The sequence below is a fragment of the Bartonella silvatica genome (assembly GCF_040545155.1).
In the GTDB taxonomy this organism is placed as follows: Bacteria; Pseudomonadota; Alphaproteobacteria; order Rhizobiales; family Rhizobiaceae; genus Bartonella; species Bartonella silvatica.
The window spans coordinates 1-5,164 of record NZ_JBEPLI010000036.1 but is presented as its reverse complement, the minus strand read 5'-3'; the positions used below and the strand labels follow the sequence as shown (position 1 = coordinate 5,164).

The 5,164-nt window shown below is 36.8% G+C and carries 3 protein-coding genes and 2 pseudogenes; 3 read left to right on the top strand and 2 right to left on the bottom strand.

What is annotated here, in order from left to right; genetic code table 11:
- Positions 1-423: pseudogene (locus tag ABID23_RS07525) on the bottom strand (hypothetical protein); the annotation flags it as partial.
- A 1,547-nt stretch (positions 424-1,970) separates the two neighbouring features.
- Positions 1,971-2,639 (bottom strand): annotated as a pseudogene (locus ABID23_RS07520) (type ISP restriction/modification enzyme); the annotation flags it as partial.
- 249 nt (positions 2,640-2,888) lie between these two features.
- Here ABID23_RS07520 and ABID23_RS07515 point away from each other — a divergent pair.
- The 3 genes from ABID23_RS07515 to ABID23_RS07505 all read left to right on the top strand — a co-directional run.
- Complete coding sequence (locus tag ABID23_RS07515) at positions 2,889-3,065, top strand: hypothetical protein (RefSeq protein ID WP_354190827.1); 177 nt, start codon at positions 2,889-2,891, stop codon at positions 3,063-3,065.
- Positions 3,058-4,818 carry a ShlB/FhaC/HecB family hemolysin secretion/activation protein gene (locus ABID23_RS07510; RefSeq protein ID WP_354190825.1) on the top strand — a complete coding sequence of 587 codons (1,761 nt, stop codon included), beginning with the start codon at positions 3,058-3,060 and terminating at the stop codon, positions 4,816-4,818. The genes ABID23_RS07515 and ABID23_RS07510 overlap by 8 nt, the downstream gene beginning before the upstream one ends.
- Before the next feature lie 88 nt (positions 4,819-4,906).
- On the top strand, positions 4,907-5,164 hold a 258-nt coding region (locus tag ABID23_RS07505; RefSeq protein ID WP_354190823.1), incomplete at its 3' end, for a hypothetical protein.

Here is a 5,164-nt window from a genome sequence, read left to right as displayed (position 1 = left end):
GCCTTCAATTACAACGGCATTGCTAGCATGAGCATTGCCTGAAAGTTTAGCATTGTCCTTTAATGTTCTTCCTTCAAAAATAGCATTACCATAAACTTTAGCATTGCCATAAACGTCAACAAAAAAGCTTTTGATTTTCGCATTTCCAAAGACGCGTGCATTTTGAAAGACCCTTGCTTTATTATAAACCCAGCAATTCCCCTCATGAGAGAGATTATCTTCACTTTCAATATAGCCCCCGAGGTCGCCTTTTTTTACATCATCAAAATCTCTTAAAGCTCTAATACGTGTTAAGAAATGACCATCGATATATTCACAATCATCAATAAATTCGTATTTTTTTGCAGGCTTTTGTTGATTAGCAAGCGCGGTTTCATTTGCAATATTAGAGATAACGGGGGTGTTGTTTGATGTAGTTTTCATAACTAAATCCTATCGATTATACAGTTTTCAATTGACAACCCTATAAGGACGCCGGGCGTTTGAAAACACGGTCGATAGTCCGTCGTTACACTTTTCTCATAAAGAGTATTGTATGGTGTAACCACACCCGACAAAGCTCTCATATACTAACAAAAGCATAAAAGAAAGTCAGTTTTTATAATAGGATTAGGTTTTATCGCAACCCTTTCGCTATCGATTTAGTGTTTTCAATCACTTAATTATTTATATAACAAAATACGTATTTATTGTCAAATAATATTTTATCTTTTTTGTATTTTTTTAAATACGTTGTGTATTGATAATATCATATGATTATTAATTGCTTCTTTTATATTTATATTCTTTTAAAGCTATATTATAAGCTTTATAAAACAATTGCGTTATTTTTTGAATCTATACATTTATAATATTTAAAAACGCTCTCATAATGCGTATTTTTATCTTTATAACTTATTAGCTTTTTTACTAAATGAATTTAAAATTTTTTGTGAATTTTGTTTATAACGCATTTATTATTTGAACTGTCTTAATAGGCACCGCGCTCTTATAACCAATGCATTCATTTGCATTATGATTATAAAACCTTGCTGTTTTATGCATTCTCTATAGCTGTTATCTTCTTTATAGCCACCGCATCATTTTTCATTTTCATAAGAGAAACGATAAATAGGATAATTGTAATTTATAGACTGTTATGAAAACATCTCAATAGAAACTGATAATTATAGAGATTAGCAAAATCCCTTTTAATAGACCGTGTCAGTTTTGTCAGTTCTTTTTAGAGCCTCTATTATTTTTTTAAATGAGAAAAATTAAAAATATTATATTTCAATAGGTTAATCTCTTTAAAACATAACTCATATCAAAAGGACAATCTTTAAAGATAACCAATGATGTGAATTGATTAAAACTTGTCAGTTATGTGTCAGTAAATTGAACTGATAAAAGTGATCATTTTAGTGAGTCATTAAAACGTGTCTTATGAAAAGCATATGATCCTTTAAAGCTTTTCAAAAGATAGCTTGTAACTCATAAGAGATGCTATCAAGATCATTATGGTTATGAGTTTTGACAGGGTTTTGAGTTTTGAGGGTTGCCCCTTTTAGATAAAAAAACGATAAAAAGTAAAAACGTTATTTTTCAATAGGTTAAGATTTTACAGATCTTAAAAAAACAACCCATATTGATAACACAACCTATAAATTCAACTAATAATATACGTTTTGAGGGGGGTTTGACGATTTTTACACCTTCAAAACCTATAAGCAAAATGAATATACATAACTCTCTTTAAACAAAGCTTTTGAAAAGCATAAAGTTATCATTTTAGATTACGATATAATCTTTTAAAGGCAATTCAAAAGAAGCCTATTCACTTTAAGATGGGATTTCTTTTTAGAATAACGCATATAAACTATTATTTAAAAGATTGTATCTAATCAGCTTAACAAGAGAGGTATAGATTATCGTTATAAGCTCTATACCCCTTGTGAGATTAACATACCCATTATGTGAGCATGCCAAGTCTATTCAGTTTCTCTTAGTTCTAATTTTGGTAAGTTCTTAACGATTTTCATGGTTTCTAAACTTACGGTAATAACCCTTTGAAATAACTCTAGAGGGTAGGCAGGGTTGCCAACGGTTTCAACAGCATAGCGATTGGCATCATTCACAATACCACTCTTTTTATCAGTCTTTACACATTGACACCCCATACCCCATTCAAGAGCGGGTCTACCATTGACGATATACTCATAAGCTTCAAGAGGGATATCTGTTATTGTGATATTGCTATTGTAAATAACTGTTGATTTATCCTTTTCGGATTTTCCTTTCTCTTTACCTGCTTTTGCGAATTTCATTTCAGTTACATAATAGAATTTTTCGGGATTAGAGATCTCTGTAACTTTTGGATTACCCTTTTTAAAGGTTACTGGATAAGGCTCGATAGTTTCATAGTTTACGTGCAAATGACCCAGTTCACGCCCTGCTGTTACAAACTTCCAAAAATCATCAGCATTCTTTACACACGGGATACGAGGCAATTCTTTAGAGAGGTTATCAGCATAACGAGTACGGTAATCTTCCGAATGAAGTAGACCATAAACATAATAGAATAGATCATCTTTAGTGATAGTTTCATTGGGATAAGCAGTTTTAAAATGCGCTAATTCTTCATAAGTTATGGCATTACGCATTTTCTTTTATGCTTATTTTAGTAAATAAGCGATTGTCATGCTATTTTTCTTATCAAGCGATAATAAGTGGTAGTCTCTTGTTGTCTCTAATATGTAACAGTTTCAATAAATTTGGTATATTCTATGAATAACAGTCTTTCTTTATTTTCAAAATAGTTTTACATAGTGCGCTTCGTGAGGGGTGCACAATGTGTAAGATTACACTTTAACAGGTGATTAAAAGTCTTCAAAAGCGGGGGGAATGATATGATTTGTGTGACCGAAGCAGGTGTATATAGTACAGTCTATGCTTTTTTCTCAGATGTTATAAGTATTATTCTCATCAAAAAATTAAAAAATTGTTACGCGGTTGGCGATTTTTTCTGTGACGCTGACGATATGGTTCATTTTGTTGCTCATTTTGAGGGCACAATGAATGCATAGATTTTTTTTCACTTTTGTTTTTGCAGCTATTTTGTGCCTTTTCTCGTTGCCGAGTTTTGCCCAAAACATTCGTGAGAAAGCGATTAATCAATCAGAGAGCATCCAACGACAACAAACGCAAGAACAGCGTTTTCAACGATTGCACCGTAGAAACGAAACACATGGGGTATTTTTGCCAGACGATGATACCACATCTGCCTATGGTGCTTCGCCTAGTACAACCTGTTTGCTGATCAAAAGCATTGAATTTGTTGATGCTCAGTTGATTTCTCATACCGACCTTCATGAAGCCATTTCTCTTTGGGAAGGGCGGTGTTTGGGGATTGCCGAAATCAACAAAGTGCTCAAAGGGGTGACCAAGCTTTATATGAAGCGCGGCTATATTGCGGTGCGGGCTTATTTGCCTGAGCAAGATTTAAGCGGCGGTCATCTCAAGATTGTTGTTGTTGAAGGTGTGATGGAAGATATCACTCTTGATGGGCATAAAGTTGAGAGGAGACTTCAAGGAGAAATCACCACGGCTTTTCCAAACCTTATTGGGAAGCCGACCAATCTGCGCCAGATAGAGCAAGGGCTTGATCAAATCAATCGGCTTTTCTCACGCCAAGCCACCATTAATCTTGGTGCTGGGTGCAATTCTGGTGGTTCGATACTCGATGTTCATATTGAAAAACAGAAACCTTGGCTTATTACGCTTTCCAGTGATAATCTTGGCGCTAAGGCAACAGGGCTTTATCAAACGCGCTTGAGCCTTTCTTTTGATGATCTGTTAGGGATCAATGATCAATGGTCGTTTAGCTATCAGCGCTCCATGGATGGTGGTCCGTATCATTTTTCTCACAAGCGTCCCAATAGTGATACTCTAACGGGATCATTTTCTCTTCCCTATGGCTATTGGACAACAGGTTTTGATGGGACGTGGAGCCAATATCATTCGAGTGTTAAGGGAATATTTTCCGATATTATGACTGCGGGTAAGTCTTTATCGCTGACGCCATGGATTTCACGGGTTATTGACCGTGATCAAGAGGGAAAGACCTGGGTTACGGGACGGTTGACATGGAAATATTCTGATAATTTCATTATGGGCAGTCGGGTTGATGTTTCCAGCCGTAAATTGGCTATTGCAACCTTTGAGCTTGATCATTCGCGCAAGTGGCTTGGAGGAGAATTAAGCGCGCATATAGGGTTTCATAAAGGTTTGGCAATTCTTGGCGCTTATGATGATAAAGAGCAAGAGAATGCAACAAAAAATTCACCCAAAGGGCAATTTTCCAAATTGTCTTTTTCCCTAGGCTACGTGCGTCCTTTTTCGCTCAAACAATATAACTTTCGCTATAACACGCTGTTTTCAGGACAATTATCACCCGACACATTGTTTAGTTCAGAGCAAATATCGCTTGGTGGTAGTTCCTCTGTGCGCGGGGTGCGTGAGGCGATTTATTACGGCAATAATGGGGCGTTTTGGCGCAATGAATTGTCGCTGTTGTTGCCAGGTTTTTCTTCGAGCATGGGGCGTAAATTTATGAGCCAATTTGCCCCTTATATGGCGCTTGATCTGGGGGCCGTGGCCAATGATGTAAGCAAAAACAGTTTTGGCGGGAGCCTCGTTGGGGCAACTCTTGGTTTCCATGCAACCGGAGACATTACGGATGTTGATGTGTCTTATTCGAATATTTTAACCCAATCAACAGTGCGAGAAAAGGGGAATGCGACAGGGTTATTTCAAGTGCGGGCATTATTGAGATTTTAGAGCAAAGGGGCGGTAAAAATATCGCTGCGCTGTTTACACCCATATGGGTTGTTTTTTAAGAGATAAAGAATTTTCTGAGGAGCTGAAGATGCGGGGATTAAAGGATCAAAAGCATAAATTGGGATATGGATACAAGCGAGGAAAGCGCGTTTTTTGTGTTTTGCAGCGAGGGATCCATAAGGGGCTTTCACTTGTTTTAAGTTTTTGCTTAGCTTTTCAGCCTTTGTTGTTGCAAGCACAGGCGCTTGGAGCGCGAAGTCCTGTTGCACAAGAGAGCCAAGGGATTAAAGCAGCTGATGGGGTTGGCTCTGTTTTCCGCCCCACGGTGGGGAAAGCCGGCAATGAT